The sequence below is a fragment of the Bordetella genomosp. 11 genome (genome assembly GCF_002261215.1).
Taxonomy (GTDB): Bacteria; Pseudomonadota; Gammaproteobacteria; order Burkholderiales; family Burkholderiaceae_B; genus Bordetella_C.
On sequence record NZ_NEVS01000004.1, the window covers coordinates 1592941 to 1606423 of the forward strand.

Genomic DNA, 13483 nt, shown 5'->3' on the forward strand with positions numbered 1-13483 from the left:
GTCCCGCATGGCCTGCCGCCGAGGCCGCGCCGGCGCTACGCTAGGAATCGCCGGCGCGCCGCGTCGACCCCTGGCCGGGGTGGCCCGTTCATCGGAGCATGGCCATGATGCAGAACGACAAGCTTTTCGCCGGCAACATTCCGGAAACCTACGAGCGGCTGCTGGTGCCGCTGCTGTTCGAGCCTTACGCCAACGACATGGCGGACCGCGTGGCCCGCATACGGTCTCGCGACATCCTGGAGATCGCGGCCGGCACGGGTGCCCTTACACGCGCGATGGCGGATCGCCTGCCCGCGGACGCGCGCATCGTCGCGTCCGACCTCAATCCCCCGATGCTGGAACGCGCGCAGGCAAGCCTGGCAAATGATCCGCGCATGACGTGGCAACAGGCGGACGCCCTGGCGCTGCCGTTCGATGCGGCGGCCTTCGACGTCGTGGCGTGCCAGTTCGGCGTGATGTTCTATCCCGACAAGGTCCAGGGCCATCGCGAAGCCCGCCGCGTCCTGCGACCGGATGGGCGGTATGTCTTCTCCGCATGGGATTCCCTGCGCCATAACCCCATCGCGGAAGCGATCGAAGACGCGCTGGCAAGGATGTTTCCGGACAATCCCACTCGCTTCATGTCGCGCACGCCTCATGGCTATTGCGAGCCGGACAAGCTGCGCGCCGATCTGCGCGAAGCGGGGTTCCAGGCCATCGAGATCGAATCCATCCGGCACAACGCCGAGGCGCCGTCCGTTCACGTGGTCGCGCAGGCCTTCTGCCAGGGAACGCCCTTGCGCGGGGAAATCGAGGCGCGCGCCCCGGGCGCCGTGGAGCGCGTCACCGACGAGGTCGCGCAGGCCTTGCGGCCGAAGTTCGGCGACGGCCCGGTGCAATCCACCATCAGTGCGTACCTGGTGACCTGCGGCCAGGCGTGATCACAATCGCGCGAGAACCGGTTACCCTTTCGGATCCACCGACCACGAATCGCCTCCGAAAGCCCCATGAAGACGCTTATCCGTTTCGTCGCCAGCGCATGCCTGTTCGCCGCCCTTGTGGCCTGCTCCTCCACGCCGAGCATGTCGGACCTCGACTCCGCGGACTACGGTCCGCGTCCCACCGACGCCCAGGTGGCCGAAGGCATCCGCGCCTTGGGCGGAAATGCCGCCGCGGCGCGTGCCGCGAGCGGCGGCGAGTCCGGCTATCGGCTGAGCACCGGCTGGGCGACGGATCTCGACAATCCCGGCAGCTATATCTACGGCTGGCAGGTGCGTTTCCAGCAGGATGCCAGCCAGGGCGGCGGCACGGTGACAGCCCTGTTCCACGACGGCGTCCTGATCGCCGCCACGCGGGAGACCGCGAGCCAGGCAGCACCCGTCCGCCTTAAATAGCGCCTGAGATAACGCCTCGGATAAAGCCTTGAATAACGCCTTGGCTAACCTCGCGGGTGCCCCGTCGCGCCATTCTTGATATCGATCAAGTCCTGGCCGGCCCCGCGCATCGATAGTGGCATGGTCGCCGCCGCATGGGCGGCTCGAATCCAGAGGGGCACGCGATGGCGAACAAATCCTCGGTCAAGTCTTCCGAGCTCTCGCTGCTGAGCGTACCCGCCTTCTGGCCGATGGCGATGGCCAAGGCACTGCTCGACGAGGAGCGCGACCTTTACGCGAAGAACATTAAGTTCATCGACGAAGAGATCAAGATCCACGCCGAGCTTCGTCCCCGGCTCGCGACGCGCAACCAGGTCCGCCTGGATCTGCGCACGATGATCCTGCGCGACTACGGCAGGACGAACGCCGGCATTCCGACATTGGTGAACGCGCCCTACGCCGGGCACACTGCGATGATCGCCGATTATCGGGCGGGACAAAGCCTGATCGAGACGCTGCTCGCCAACGGTATCGGCCATGTGGCGCTGACCGACTGGAAGTCGGCGACGCCCGATATGAAGGACCTGGAAATCGACAACTATCTCGCGGAACTCGTCGTCGCGATCGACGATCTGGGCGGGCGGGTCAACCTGGTAGGGCTATGCCAGGGGGGATGGACCTCCGCGATGATCGCGGCGCGGTTTCCGGAGAAAGTGAACGCACTGGTCCTCGCGGGCGCGCCCATCGATACGGACGCCGGCAACGGTCCCATCAGGCGCATGGTGCACGAATCCCCCCTCTCCTTCTACGAGCAGCTCGTTGCCCTGGGAGGCGGCCTGATGCAGGGGCGGCTGATGCTGCGCGGATGGAAAAACATGCATCCCGTGGAACACTACCTGCAGGATCACGTCGACCTTTACGAGCATATCGATGACCCGGCGTACCTGGCCAAGGAAGAGGCGTTCGAAAGGTGGTATGAAAACCCGCTCGATCTTCCCGGCCGCTGGTATCTGCAGGTCATCCAGCAGATCTTCCAGGAAAATCGCCTGGCCAAGGGCACCTTCGTCGGCCTGGGCCGCAAACTGAACCTTCACGACATAAGCTGCCCGACATACCTGCTGGCAGGCGCGACCGACGATATCACCACCCCCGAGCAGGTTCTCGACGCGCGCAAGTACATCGGGACATCCGCGCAGCGCATCGTCTCGCAGACCGTACCCGGAGGCCACATCGGCCTTTTCATGGGCGGCCGCACGCTGAAGGAATGCTGGCCCGGGATCGCTCGATGGATCGCGGGGCAATAGCGGATCTTCGGCAGGCTACCCGGGGCAAGGCGGCATCCGCGCATCGCGGCCTACACCAGCGCCACGATGACGGCCCCGCACGTCGTCAGAAGAATATTGGAAGTGGCATATGGGACCGTGTAGCCCAGAACCGGTATCCGGCTTCCGGCCTTTTCCTGTAGCGCCGCCAATGCCGCGGTGAAGGTCTGCGCCCCCGCCAGGGCGCCAAGCAGCAGCAAGGGATTCATCTTGAGCACGTAGCGGCCGACCAACAATGCCGCCAGCATCGGCGTCACGGTGACGGCCATGCCGGCCAACACAAGCCCCACGCCCAGCTCTTTGACGGCGCGGACAAACTCAGGCCCCGCCTGCAATCCCGCCCCCGCCACGAAGGCCGCCAGTCCAAAAGTGATCATGAAGTCCAGTGCGGGCTGCGGTATTTCTCCCATTTTGGGTCGTACCGTGCGCAGCCAGCCGAACAGCAAACCGGCCAGCAGGACGCCGACACTGGCGCCCAGGGTAAGCTTCAAGGCACCGATGTCGAGGTAAGGCAGCCCGATAAGCGCGCCGATGAGGATGCCGAATCCCAGTATGGACAGGTTCGTCGACGTGGCAGGACGCAATGGCTGCCCCATTTCGGTGGCGACCCGTTCGACGGCGTGCATGGGCCCCACCAATTCGACGATGTCGCCGCGGTTCAGCCGGGTCGATGCGCCGAACGGTATATCCTGGCCGCCACGCGTCAGCGATCGCATGCCGACGCCGCGCAGATCCAGGATCTTGCCTTCCACGAGGTCCTTCAGGGTCGGTCCGCAGATCGCCTTGCTGGTTATCATGACCCTTAGAATCTCTACCGGAAAATCCAGCAGCGAAGGTTCGTGCAGTTCCTTGCCGAACATCGGTCCCACCGTCACCATCGCTTCGGTACGGCCATGGACGACGACCACGTCGCCCGGCAGCAGCACGGCGTCAGGCCGCACCTCGATATCGCTGTCCCCCCTGCGCAATCGCTCCACGAAATAGCGATACCCGGGACAGGCGTGCTCGGACTCGTCCACGCGCTTGCCGTTGAAGGCCGCGTTGGGTTGCACAAGGTAGGCCCTGGCCGCGAACTTCTGGTACCCCGAAAGCACGCCTTCGACGCTGGTCTTGATACCGTATTGCTCCTCCAGCAAGGCGGCTTCCTTGCGCAGGTCTATGCGGAAGATCCTGGGAGCCACCACACTGAGGAAAATGATGGGACCGATCGCCCCGAACACATACGTCAAGGCATCGGCAACCGCGACATGGCTTGCCAGCAGCTTCTGCATGTCCGCCGGAATCGGCAGGTCCATGATGGCGCCGGTCGCGGTACCCATGACGGATGATTGCGTCAGCGCGCCGCCGAACAGGCCCGCCGTCATGCCGGCATCCAGGCGCAGCAGGCGCCCCATCCCCAGGGCCACGGCGACGGCCACCACGGTAACCACGATCGATAGGGCCATGGGTTTGAGGCCATCCCGCTTGAGGGCCTGGAAGAACTGCGGCCCGGCCGAATAGCCATTGGCGAAGAGGAACAGATAGAACAGGCTCCAGCGCAACTCGCGGTTGATCTCGACGTGGGCCTGCCCGATGACCAGGCCCGCGATCAGGGCGCCGCTCACGGTGCCCAGGGAGAACGAACCGAATTTGATATTGCCCAGGACATAGCCCACCGGGACGGCGACGAACATCGCGAGTTCCGGCGATCCGCGCAGCAGCGTCCCGATCCAGTCCAATGACATGGCGCCTCCTGGCCGGTGATGTAACGCCTAGTGCGCCAGAACCATCGCGAAATAGCCGAAGATGGTAAGGAGTACGCCGGAGACCGCATACGCCACCGGGAATCCGATCCAGGGCACGGAACTATCGATTTCCTTCGCCGCCTCCCGACATGGGCCGGAATGGCTGCGCGCCCCCGCCGTCACCCCCATCAATACCGCGGGATTCGTCTTGAACACGTGGTAGCCGATTGCCCAGACGATGAATGGCGGCACGGTACAGGCAACGAAGCCGACAAGGAAAATCTTCAGCGCGATTGCGCCGGTTAATTGTTCCAGTAGCGTCGAGCCGGCGTTCAGGCCGACGATGGCGACGAACACGACCAGTCCAAGATCCTCCAGGATATTGCGCGCCGCATTGGGCGTGCTGCCGAAAAAACGCAGACGCGACGATAAGGATGCGACGACGATGCCGGACACCAGCAAGCCGCCGGCATTGCCCAGGCCCACCTTGCTGCCGAAGGCGGGAAACTCGATCTTGCCGATCAGAAAGCCCAGGATCATGCCGGCGGCCAGCGTCAGCAAGTCGGTTGCCGTGCTCGGCCGGGCCACGATCCCGAAGATCTCCCCGGCCCGCTGCACGGCCGGCTTCAGGCCGGTGATGAAAAGCACATCGCGCCGCTTCAGCGTGGTCTCCAGACCTATCGGCATGGGCACCCCCGAGCGCTCGATCTTGGTCAGCTGTACCTGGCCGGCAATGTCGGAGTCGCGGAAGGACTTGAGCGTCCTGCCCACGACGTCCTTGGAGGTGACGAGAATCTCGGCCTGGTCCATGGGAACGCTCAATGCCTTTTGGTCGGGGACTTCCGGGCCCAGCAATCCCATCTTCCCGGTCAGCGATTCCAGGCGCCCGCCAAGCGCCACGACATCGCCTTGTCGCAGGACCAGTTCGGGATCGGCGCCCAGGGATTCGTCGCCACGCCTGACGTTGGCTACCCGGTACTCGGGATTGGTTTCGCGAAACTGCCTGATGCTCTTGCCCGCGACTTCCGGATTCTCGAGCCGGTATGCCCGCAATCCGCCGGCGCGGTAGCCCGACAACCCGGCCTCGTCGACATTCCTTACGCCCACCTCCGCTTCATATTGCTTGGCGGCGCCCTTCGCGTCCAGGCCCCACCAGCGCGGAAGGTATTTGACGATCAGAATGATGCCCACCGTACCCCAGATGTACGTAATGCCGTAGGACAGCGCGATCATGCCGGTAGCCGCCGTCGGCGTCGTCCCGGGCGGCAGCGTGACGACGCCGTCAACGATGGCTTGCTCCGCCGAGCCTATCGCCGCGGACATCGTCTGGCTGCCCGCCAGGATGCCGCCGGCCGCACCCACCGGCAGATCCGCCCAGATAACCCCCAGGACGACGATCGCCAGGCCGAGGACAGGCGCGAGCACCGCCAGGAAGGTAAAGCGCAGGCTGTCACGGCCCAGGCTGTTGATGAACGACGGCCCGACCCGCAGCCCGACGCCGTACATGAACAGATAGTAGAAAAGCAGCCGAACGAAGTTGTCCAGCTGCAGCTTGATGCCATAGGTCGAGGCCCAGATCGACAGGATCGCCCCGACGACGACGGCGCCCGCCACCATGCCCAAACCATATCCCTTGATGGTGAGCCGCCCCAGCCAGACCGACAGTCCGACCGTGAAGAACAACAATATGTAGGGATTTGCCTTAAGGAAGCCGAAGAACCATTCCATGACCATTTCTCCTTGATTTTCTGGACAGGGTCCCGGCCGCGGGGGCCGGGTGCATGGCTGACAGGCGTATCCGGCGGCCTAGCTGGCCCGGTCGACCCGCTCGATGGCCGTAGGCTTGATCAGTTTGATTCCTCGCGTGGCGTTGTAGCCGTGGATCTCCTTCACATCGAGCTTGCGCATGAACTCGATCGTGTCGGCATCGATGATCTGCCCTGGCACCATGATCGGAAAGCCCGGCGGATAGGGAATAACGAAGTTCGCCGAAACCAGTTCCGGCCCGTCGCGCAGGCGGTCATCCAAGGCTTTGCCGGCCAGCGGGAGGTACTCGCATTCGTCCTCGTTGTAGGCCGCGAAGAAGGCGGTTCGCATATTCCCCTCGCGCGTGGCGCCGGCGGGATCGTCGCGATAGCCATCGTGGAAACGGCTGAAGTTCGGCAGGTTCGGGACGTCTTCCATCAGGCTCTTGACCCTGGCCGCGAAGGCGGCGCGCCCGGCATCGCCTTCTTCCTTCAGACTGGCCTCGATCTCCTCCGATATCTCGAGCAAGACCTTGATAAGCAGCGCTACATCGCTGCGGGTATTGTTGATATTGCTTTGCAGCAGCACGCTATTGCGCGAGGTCTTGTTCAGCTGGATGTTGTAGCGGGACGCCAGCAGGTTCTTGAAAGCCGTGCCGTCGTAGCCGGCCGTGCCGCATACGAGCGTCAAGCGGGTCGGGTCCAGGCAGAACTCATCGTCCATCAGCGCTTTCGCGGCGGTAAACCAGTTGGCGCCCGGTTCGAGGTAGTCGACGAAGCCGGATTCCCGGAACTCCCGCGGGACCATCCGGTCGGCACCGAGCACGCTGAAATACTTCGAGATCAGCGGATGCTGCGCTACTTCCCTTCGGATCGCCAGCGCGATTTCGATCGACCGCATGACCAGTTCGTAGCCTTCCAGCTCCATCTGCCGGCGCGCGACGTCCAGCGAGCCGATAATCTGCGCGTTGGGCGAGGTCGAGGCATGGATGAACACTGCCTCGCGGAAGGCCGAGACATGACGGTTGTAGTCCTCGTCGCGGACGGCAACGATCGAACCTTGCCGCAGGCTCGACATCGATTTGTGTACGGAATCCGTTTCATAGACACGTATGCGGATCTTGCGGGGGTCGGGCACGAGCCTGCGGTCGAGCAGGCCGGGATCTTTCGGATCCAGGTCCTCGCCCAATTCCTGGGCCTGCGCCTCCCAGGCTTTCAGCGCGGCGGGATCGTCGCGCCACTGTTCCAGCGCCGCGGCAGCGCCCATGGCCGTACGCGGTCTCAGGAAAGGCGACCAGCGGGCGAAGCCGAACCAGGCTTCGTCCCACAGGAAGATCAGGTCCGGCTTGATGGCCAGGCACTCCTCCATCACCCGGCGGGTGTTGTAAATATGGCCATCGAAGGTGCAGTTGGTCAGCGTGATCATCGCCACCCGGTCGAGCCGGCCGGCCGCCTTCAAATCCAGCAGTGCCTGCTTGATGGTGCGCAGCGGCACCGCGCCGTACATCGAGTACTCCATCATCGGGAAGGCCTCGACATAGAACGGCTGCGCGCCGGATAGGACCATGCCGTAGTGATGCGATTTGTGGCAGTTGCGGTCGACGATGACGATGTCGCCCGGCCGGGTCACCGCCTGGTAGACCATCTTGTTCGAAGTCGACGTGCCGTTGGTCACGAAGAACACATGGTCCGCGCCCACCGCGCGCGCGAACTTTTCCTGGGCGAGCTTGATGTTGCCGGTGGGCTCGAGCATGCTGTCCAGGCCTCCCGTCGTGGCGGATGTCTCCGCCAGGAATAGGTTCAAGCCATAGAACTCGCCGAAATCCCGGATCCAGTTGGACTTGATGATGGACTTTCCGCGCGCGATCGGCAGCGCATGGAAGGTGCCGATGGGCCGCATCGCGTAACGCTTCAGGTTGTCGAAGTGCGGCGTGGCGTAGCGCTCGAGTATCCCTTCCAGGATATTCAGATGCAGCTCCATGGGTTCTTCGACCTCGTAGAACACCCTGCGGATCATCGATGCGGCCCGATCGCCGGCCAGCTGTTCGACCTTTCTGTCGGTCAACAGATAGATATCCAGTTCCGGACGCATACCCTTGAGCAACCGGGCCAGCCTGACACCGACCTCCTGCGGCGCGGTCGAAGACGTGTCCAGATGCTTGTAGACATCCAGGAAGTCCCGCAGCAAAGGCACGTCATGCTGGGACGGGACCGGTATGCCATCGTAGATGACCACCGCCTCGATCTTGCCATTCAGGACAGCGGCCAGGCAGGCATCCTCCAGGCTGCCCACCATGACCGGCTCGTAGATCATGGCGTCGTCGGGCCGCCGCAAATGACGGATTTCCTGTGCCAGCATGGCAAGCCGGGCAGCCGGCGCCGGCGTCACGAACATCGTTTCGAAGTACGGACGCCGCGGGCCGCCCCCGCCCAGGCCCGGCGGCATGCGATCAGGGACGTCTTCGGGCGTTTCCTCCGCGGCTTCCCATTCGCCGCTGTCGTAGCGATACCTTCCCGACAACAAGGCATTGCTCATCCTCAGGATCAGCCGCGCGGCCGCCATCGCATCGCCTTCGCTTATCCGTTCATCCAGTATGCGGAGCAAGTGCGCGCCCGGATAGGCGAAATAGCTTTCCATGGGACGCACGGCGGCCAGCGCTTCCTGTACTGGCGTGCTGTCCTGCCGCTTGCCCGCCCGAAGTTCCGCCGCCCAGACCTGGACCTTGGCATTCAGGTCCCGCCAACGGTCCATCCGCGCGGCGGAATTCGCAAACAGGTGGTCCAGTCGTTGGGTCTCTGTCGCTTTATCTTTCATGGAATGTCTCCTGCACTTCCGGAGCTCCGGATACACATCCCCGGAGGCTCTACAAGAACTTCCCGCAAATAGGAACCATGTCTTGCCGCCGCATACGAGCTGACTGGCGCCACGACATGACGCCAGCACAAGCCGCCAACGCCCCGGACGCGCGCCGGCGTGGGCGCGATGGGGTCGGGATCATCCAGGGGATTGCGCTTTGGGAGGCGAGAACGGCGGCCACGCCCTCTTCGCTAAAAGATGCGAGGCGTGCCGTCTCGCACAATGCCGGCGATACCCCCCGAGGGAGAGGTATCCGGAGGACTCGCATGGGCATGTCCACCTCGCTTCGGGAGGCGCTGCGTTATGCGGCGATAGCCGGCCAATGATCGGGTCGGCGCCTGACATCGTATGTCCACGATACGCTCATCGTCCCCGAAATTGAACGGCGGCGCGGGGTCTACGTCGCACATCGGTAGGCGGAAGAATGACCGGCGCCGGACGGGCTCGCGGCCTCACATCCGAAGGCTGCCATCCCGATGGCGCTGTCGCGCCGCCCGACCTCGTTACCGCCCGCTCTTGGGAAAGAGCGCGATAAAGTCCAGCAGCTTCTCGCCCAGCAGATTCACGTGGCCGCGCATCGCGTCCGCGGCAGCTTCTTCGTTGCCGGTGGCGATGGCGCGCAGGACGTCGTCGTGCTCGGTCAGGGTGGCAGCGCGGCGGCTGGGCTTCTGGGTGACGAGACGGCGATAGGCGCCTATGCGATTGCGCAGGGCGCGCGTTTGCTCGGCAAGGAACTCGTTTTGCGAGGCTTCGTAGATGGTCTCGTGGAAGCGCCGGTTGACTTCGTAGAAATCCGCTACCCGGTCGGTCTTCGCCAATTCGATCAATTCATCATGCAGCGCGCTCAGGGCCGCCAGTTGCGACGCCGAGATCCGGCGCGCGGCCATGCGGGCGCACAAGGCTTCCAGTTCGGCCATGACCTGGAACATTTCGATCAGGCGCGACGCGGGCAGCTCGACGACGACGGCGGGCTGACGGGGGCGTATCTGTATCAAGCCCGCGGAGGCCAGATGCCGCAGGGCCTCGCGCACCGGCGTGCGGGACACGCGGAAGCGGGCCGCGAGTTCCACCTCGTCGAGCCGCGCGCCGGGCGCCAAATGACCGGAGAAGATCTCGCTTTCCAGTATCCGTTGAATACGCACCGACCGGCTGGCCGGCGCGTCATTCTCGGCGGCCTGGGCCGCTTCCTGATCCAGGAGTGCTGAGTTCACTGAAGATCCTTCGCTCTTAGGGCCGATGGCCGCCGCGGCCCGCGCCTGCGGCCGCCCCTGATTCTGTCGATCGACAGTCGTTCGACCGGCGCCAGCCGACCGGAACACGTCGACCTGTACTCGCCACCGCGCCATTATAGCCACTCTTGCATACAACAACCACCATCATGTATGCACGATATCGTGGCGTTCATGAACCATGTTGTGCACTGCTTTGAAGCACGAAAAGCCGCTCAACTCCCCGTACCTAAACAAAAAACTGGCATGGATGTTGCATTGCCAAGGATACGGCGGCGCAAAGATCGTTCCCCCGCCGAACCGGAATTTGCAGTGCTGGCTCTACTTAATGTATGCAAGCCAGCATCCACACACAGACACCCAAGCGGACAGGAAGGACAGATGGAACTGGGCTTGAAAGGGAAATCGGCGCTGGTCACCGGCGGCTCCAAGGGCATCGGCCTGGCTACCGCGCAAAGCTTCGCTCGCGAGGGCGTCGCCACCCTGCATCTGGCCGCCCGCTCGGAAGAAGGCCTGGCGGCGGCGCGCGCGGCGCTGACGGACGCCTATGACGTGACCGTCCACATCCACCCGATGGATCTGGCGGTGAACGAAAACGCCCTGGCGCTGGCGCAGCGCTGCGCCGAGGTCGACATCCTGGTGAACAACGCCGCCGATTCCGCGGCGGGCCCGCTGCACAAGCTGTCGGACCAGATCTGGCGCGACAGCCTGGACATGAAGATCTTTTCCTACGTGACGCTGTCGCGCGAGCTCTATGCGCACATGAAGCGTCGCGGCGGCGGGGTGATCGTCAATGACATCGGCAATTCCGGCGAGAACCCGGACGCGGACTACATCGTCGGCACCACCGGCAACGCCGCGATGATGGCTTTTACCCGCGCGCTGGGGGGACGCAGCCTGGACGACGGGATACGCGTCGTGGGGGTGAACCCCGGCCCCGTCGCCACGGATCGCATGGTCAAGCTGATGAAGCGGCGGGCCCTGGACTGGTACGACGACGAAAGCCGATGGGAAGAACTCTTCGACAAGTACCCGGGCAAGCGTCCGGCGTCGGCCGAAGAGGTTGGCGACCTTATCGTCTGGCTCGCCTCGGAGCGCGCCGGCTACATCACCGGCACCATCGTGACCATCGACGGTGGCATCGCATCGCGCCGCTCCATCATCTGAGGAGAACGGGCCATGCGCAGCTTCGAGCTGAGAAACGCCTATTTCGATCGTCTCTGCAACACGCCGGGCCTAATGTGGCTGGGGCAGAACACCAACCATTTCGAGCCGCACCCGGCCGTGCTGCGGGCGGTGATGGACGCGCTGACGCGCGGCGATTACCACGCCTATGCGCCGCCGGCGGGCTTCGAAACGCTGCGCCGCCTGATCGTCCAGGACGCGGGCGTGCCGGACGCCTGCGCTTTCGTCACGGACGGAGCCGTCCAGGCCCTGTACAGCGTATGCCGCCACGTATGCCGGCCGGGCAAGGATTTCGTCACCACGGACCCCAGCTGGGCCTGGCCCATGCACTTCGCCCGGCAGGCCGGCGCGCGCGTCGTTGAACTGCCTATCTACGACGCCAGCCAGCACTACAAGCTGACGCCCGCGCAGCTGCGCGAGGCGGTAGGCCCGGATACCGCCGCGATCTATCTGGTCGATCCCAACAACCCGCTGGGCACCTGCCATACCGAGGACGAGATCCGCGAGATTGCCGAGATCGCGCGCTCGGTCGACGCCTACCTGATCCACGACGCCACGTATTTCCACTTCGCCGACGCGCATACGCCGGCGTATCGCTTCTACCCCGAGAAGACCGTCATGACCTACAGCTTCTCGAAGTGGCTGGGCCTGGCGGGCATGCGGCTGGGAGCGGTGATTTCCAATCCCGACATCATCGAACAGCTTGCGAGCGCGCCGCCCAACAACCTGGGCAGCAATGTGCTGTCGCAGCGCGCCGCGATCGCGGGCCTTGAAACCAAGGCCGAATGGTTTCCCGAGGTGCAGCGCCGGCAACGGCGCAACCAGGCCGCCGTCGCGCGGGCCGCGGCCGCCATCCCGGGCCTGCACCTGCCCGTCTATCCGTCGCAGGCCAACCTGGTGGTGATGGAAACGGTGGACGCCGGCATCCGGCCCGAAGCATTGGTGGCCGCCTTCCAGACGCAGGGCGTCATGATCCGCCAGGGCACCTACCACACCAAGCGCTTCGGCGACCGCTTCGTCAAGATCAGCCTGACCGTGCCGGAGGCCTGGGCCGACCGCTTCTGCGAGCTCTTGCCCGAGATGGTCGAACAGGCCCGCCGGCAGCCCCACGCAACCGATCTTTTCTAGGAACCCAGGCATGCCCACCATTACCACGCGCGACGGCTACAAGCTGCACTACGAAGAAGCGGGCAGCGGCACGCCCATCCTGTTCGTCCACGAGTTCGGCGGCGACTGGCGCAGCTGGGAGCAGCAGATGCGCTATTTTTCGCGCCGTTATCGCTGCATTACCTACAGCGCCCGCGGCTACGCGCCGTCGGACGTGCCCGCGTCGGTGGACAGCTATTCCCAGGAGATCGCCGTCAACGACATGGTGGATGTGATGGATGGCCTGGGCCTGGAGAAGGTCCATGCCGTCGGGCTGTCCATGGGCGGCTTCGCGGTCCTGCATTTCGGCCTGCGCCATCCCGACCGCGCCTTATCGCTGGTGGTGGCCGGCGCCGGCTACGGCGCGGAAAAGCAATACGAAGAGTACTTCCGCCAGGTGTCCTGCGATGTCGCCGACAAGTTCGAGCAACTGGGCTCCGCCGTGTTCGCCGGGACCTATGCCGAGGCCGCCTCGCGCATCATTTTCCAGCTGAAGGATCCGCGCGGGTGGCAGGAATTCGCGCGCCAGCTGGCCGAGCACGACGCCACGGGATCCGCGAACACGATGCGCGGCGTACAGGCGCGCCGTCCTTCGATCTACGACCTGGAGGCCGGGCTGAAGCAAATGACGCTGCCCACCCTGGTGATCGTGGGCGACGAAGACGACCACTGCCTGCAGCCGGGCATCTTCATGAAGAAAACCATACCGGCCTGCGGACTGCTGGTCCTGCCCAAGGCGGGCCACACGCTGAATCTCGAAGAACCGGCCCTGTTCAATCAGTTCGTCGCCGACTTCCTCGCCACCGCCGAGCAAGGCAAATGGCTGCCCCGCGACCCGCGCTCCGCGCCCGCGCAGATCATGAAGACGTCCTGACATGACGATCCGCACGCGACCGCCATCCGCCTGGATCGATCCGGGGAGG

Annotated in this window: 10 protein-coding genes; 6 read left to right on the top strand and 4 right to left on the bottom strand. The window is 64.4% G+C overall.

The window, feature by feature from the left end; genetic code table 11:
- Nucleotides 1–104 precede the first annotated feature (104 nt).
- From CAL28_RS14815 to CAL28_RS14825, 3 genes are all read left to right on the top strand, one after another.
- Nucleotides 105–920 (top strand): class I SAM-dependent methyltransferase, encoded by an 816-nt coding sequence (locus tag CAL28_RS14815; protein WP_094842086.1) that lies wholly within the window; start codon nt 105–107, stop codon nt 918–920.
- Nucleotides 921–986: 66 nt separating this feature from the next.
- Nucleotides 987–1373: a hypothetical protein gene (locus CAL28_RS14820; protein ID WP_094842087.1), complete on the top strand. Its 387-nt coding sequence runs from the start codon at nt 987–989 to the stop codon at nt 1371–1373.
- A 164-nt stretch (nt 1374–1537) separates the two neighbouring features.
- Nucleotides 1538–2656 carry an alpha/beta fold hydrolase gene (locus tag CAL28_RS14825; RefSeq protein ID WP_094842088.1) on the top strand — a complete coding sequence of 373 codons (1119 nt, stop codon included), beginning with the start codon at nt 1538–1540 and terminating at the stop codon, nt 2654–2656.
- A gap of 50 nt (nt 2657–2706) precedes the next feature.
- Here CAL28_RS14825 and aspT read toward each other — a convergent pair whose 3' ends face one another.
- The 4 genes from aspT to CAL28_RS14845 all read right to left on the bottom strand — a co-directional run bounded on the left by aspT (nt 2707) and on the right by CAL28_RS14845 (nt 10211).
- Nucleotides 2707–4398, bottom strand: a complete 1692-nt coding sequence (aspT, locus tag CAL28_RS14830) for an aspartate-alanine antiporter (RefSeq protein ID WP_094842089.1) — start codon at nt 4396–4398, stop codon at nt 2707–2709.
- A 27-nt stretch (nt 4399–4425) separates the two neighbouring features.
- Nucleotides 4426–6126: an aspartate:alanine exchanger family transporter gene (locus tag CAL28_RS14835; RefSeq protein WP_094844633.1), complete on the bottom strand. Its 1701-nt coding sequence runs from the start codon at nt 6124–6126 to the stop codon at nt 4426–4428.
- A gap of 78 nt (nt 6127–6204) precedes the next feature.
- Complete coding sequence (locus CAL28_RS14840) at nt 6205–8958, bottom strand: decarboxylase (protein WP_094842090.1); 2754 nt, start codon at nt 8956–8958, stop codon at nt 6205–6207.
- Nucleotides 8959–9503: 545 nt separating this feature from the next.
- Nucleotides 9504–10211: a GntR family transcriptional regulator gene (locus CAL28_RS14845; RefSeq protein WP_254926132.1), complete on the bottom strand. Its 708-nt coding sequence runs from the start codon at nt 10209–10211 to the stop codon at nt 9504–9506.
- 399 nt (nt 10212–10610) lie between these two features.
- Here CAL28_RS14845 and CAL28_RS14850 point away from each other — a divergent pair, with 399 nt between their 5' ends.
- The 3 genes from CAL28_RS14850 to CAL28_RS14860 are packed head-to-tail and all read left to right on the top strand — an operon-like array spanning nt 10611 to nt 13434.
- Nucleotides 10611–11396 carry an SDR family oxidoreductase gene (locus CAL28_RS14850; RefSeq protein ID WP_094842092.1) on the top strand — a complete coding sequence of 262 codons (786 nt, stop codon included), beginning with the start codon at nt 10611–10613 and terminating at the stop codon, nt 11394–11396.
- A 12-nt stretch (nt 11397–11408) separates the two neighbouring features.
- Complete coding sequence (locus tag CAL28_RS14855; protein WP_094842093.1) at nt 11409–12542, top strand: pyridoxal phosphate-dependent aminotransferase; 1134 nt, start codon at nt 11409–11411, stop codon at nt 12540–12542.
- Between the two features lie 10 nt (nt 12543–12552).
- Nucleotides 12553–13434, top strand: coding sequence for an alpha/beta fold hydrolase (locus tag CAL28_RS14860; protein ID WP_094842094.1), 882 nt, complete (start codon nt 12553–12555; stop codon nt 13432–13434).
- The last annotated feature ends 49 nt before the right edge of the window (nt 13435–13483 follow it).

Bases quoted from the DNA above. Each gene is read 5' to 3' on its own strand.
- CAL28_RS14815 (WP_094842086.1), top strand. From the start codon at position 105: ATGATGCAGAACGACAAGCTTTTCGCCGGCAACATTCCGGAAACCTAC.
- CAL28_RS14820 (WP_094842087.1), top strand. From the start codon at position 987: ATGAAGACGCTTATCCGTTTCGTCGCCAGCGCATGCCTGTTCGCCGCC.
- CAL28_RS14825 (WP_094842088.1), top strand. From the start codon at position 1,538: ATGGCGAACAAATCCTCGGTCAAGTCTTCCGAGCTCTCGCTGCTGAGC.
- aspT (WP_094842089.1), bottom strand. From the start codon at position 4,398: ATGTCATTGGACTGGATCGGGACGCTGCTGCGCGGATCGCCGGAACTC.
- CAL28_RS14835 (WP_094844633.1), bottom strand. From the start codon at position 6,126: ATGGAATGGTTCTTCGGCTTCCTTAAGGCAAATCCCTACATATTGTTG.
- CAL28_RS14840 (WP_094842090.1), bottom strand. From the start codon at position 8,958: ATGAAAGATAAAGCGACAGAGACCCAACGACTGGACCACCTGTTTGCG.
- CAL28_RS14850 (WP_094842092.1), top strand. From the start codon at position 10,611: ATGGAACTGGGCTTGAAAGGGAAATCGGCGCTGGTCACCGGCGGCTCC.
- CAL28_RS14855 (WP_094842093.1), top strand. From the start codon at position 11,409: ATGCGCAGCTTCGAGCTGAGAAACGCCTATTTCGATCGTCTCTGCAAC.
- CAL28_RS14860 (WP_094842094.1), top strand. From the start codon at position 12,553: ATGCCCACCATTACCACGCGCGACGGCTACAAGCTGCACTACGAAGAA.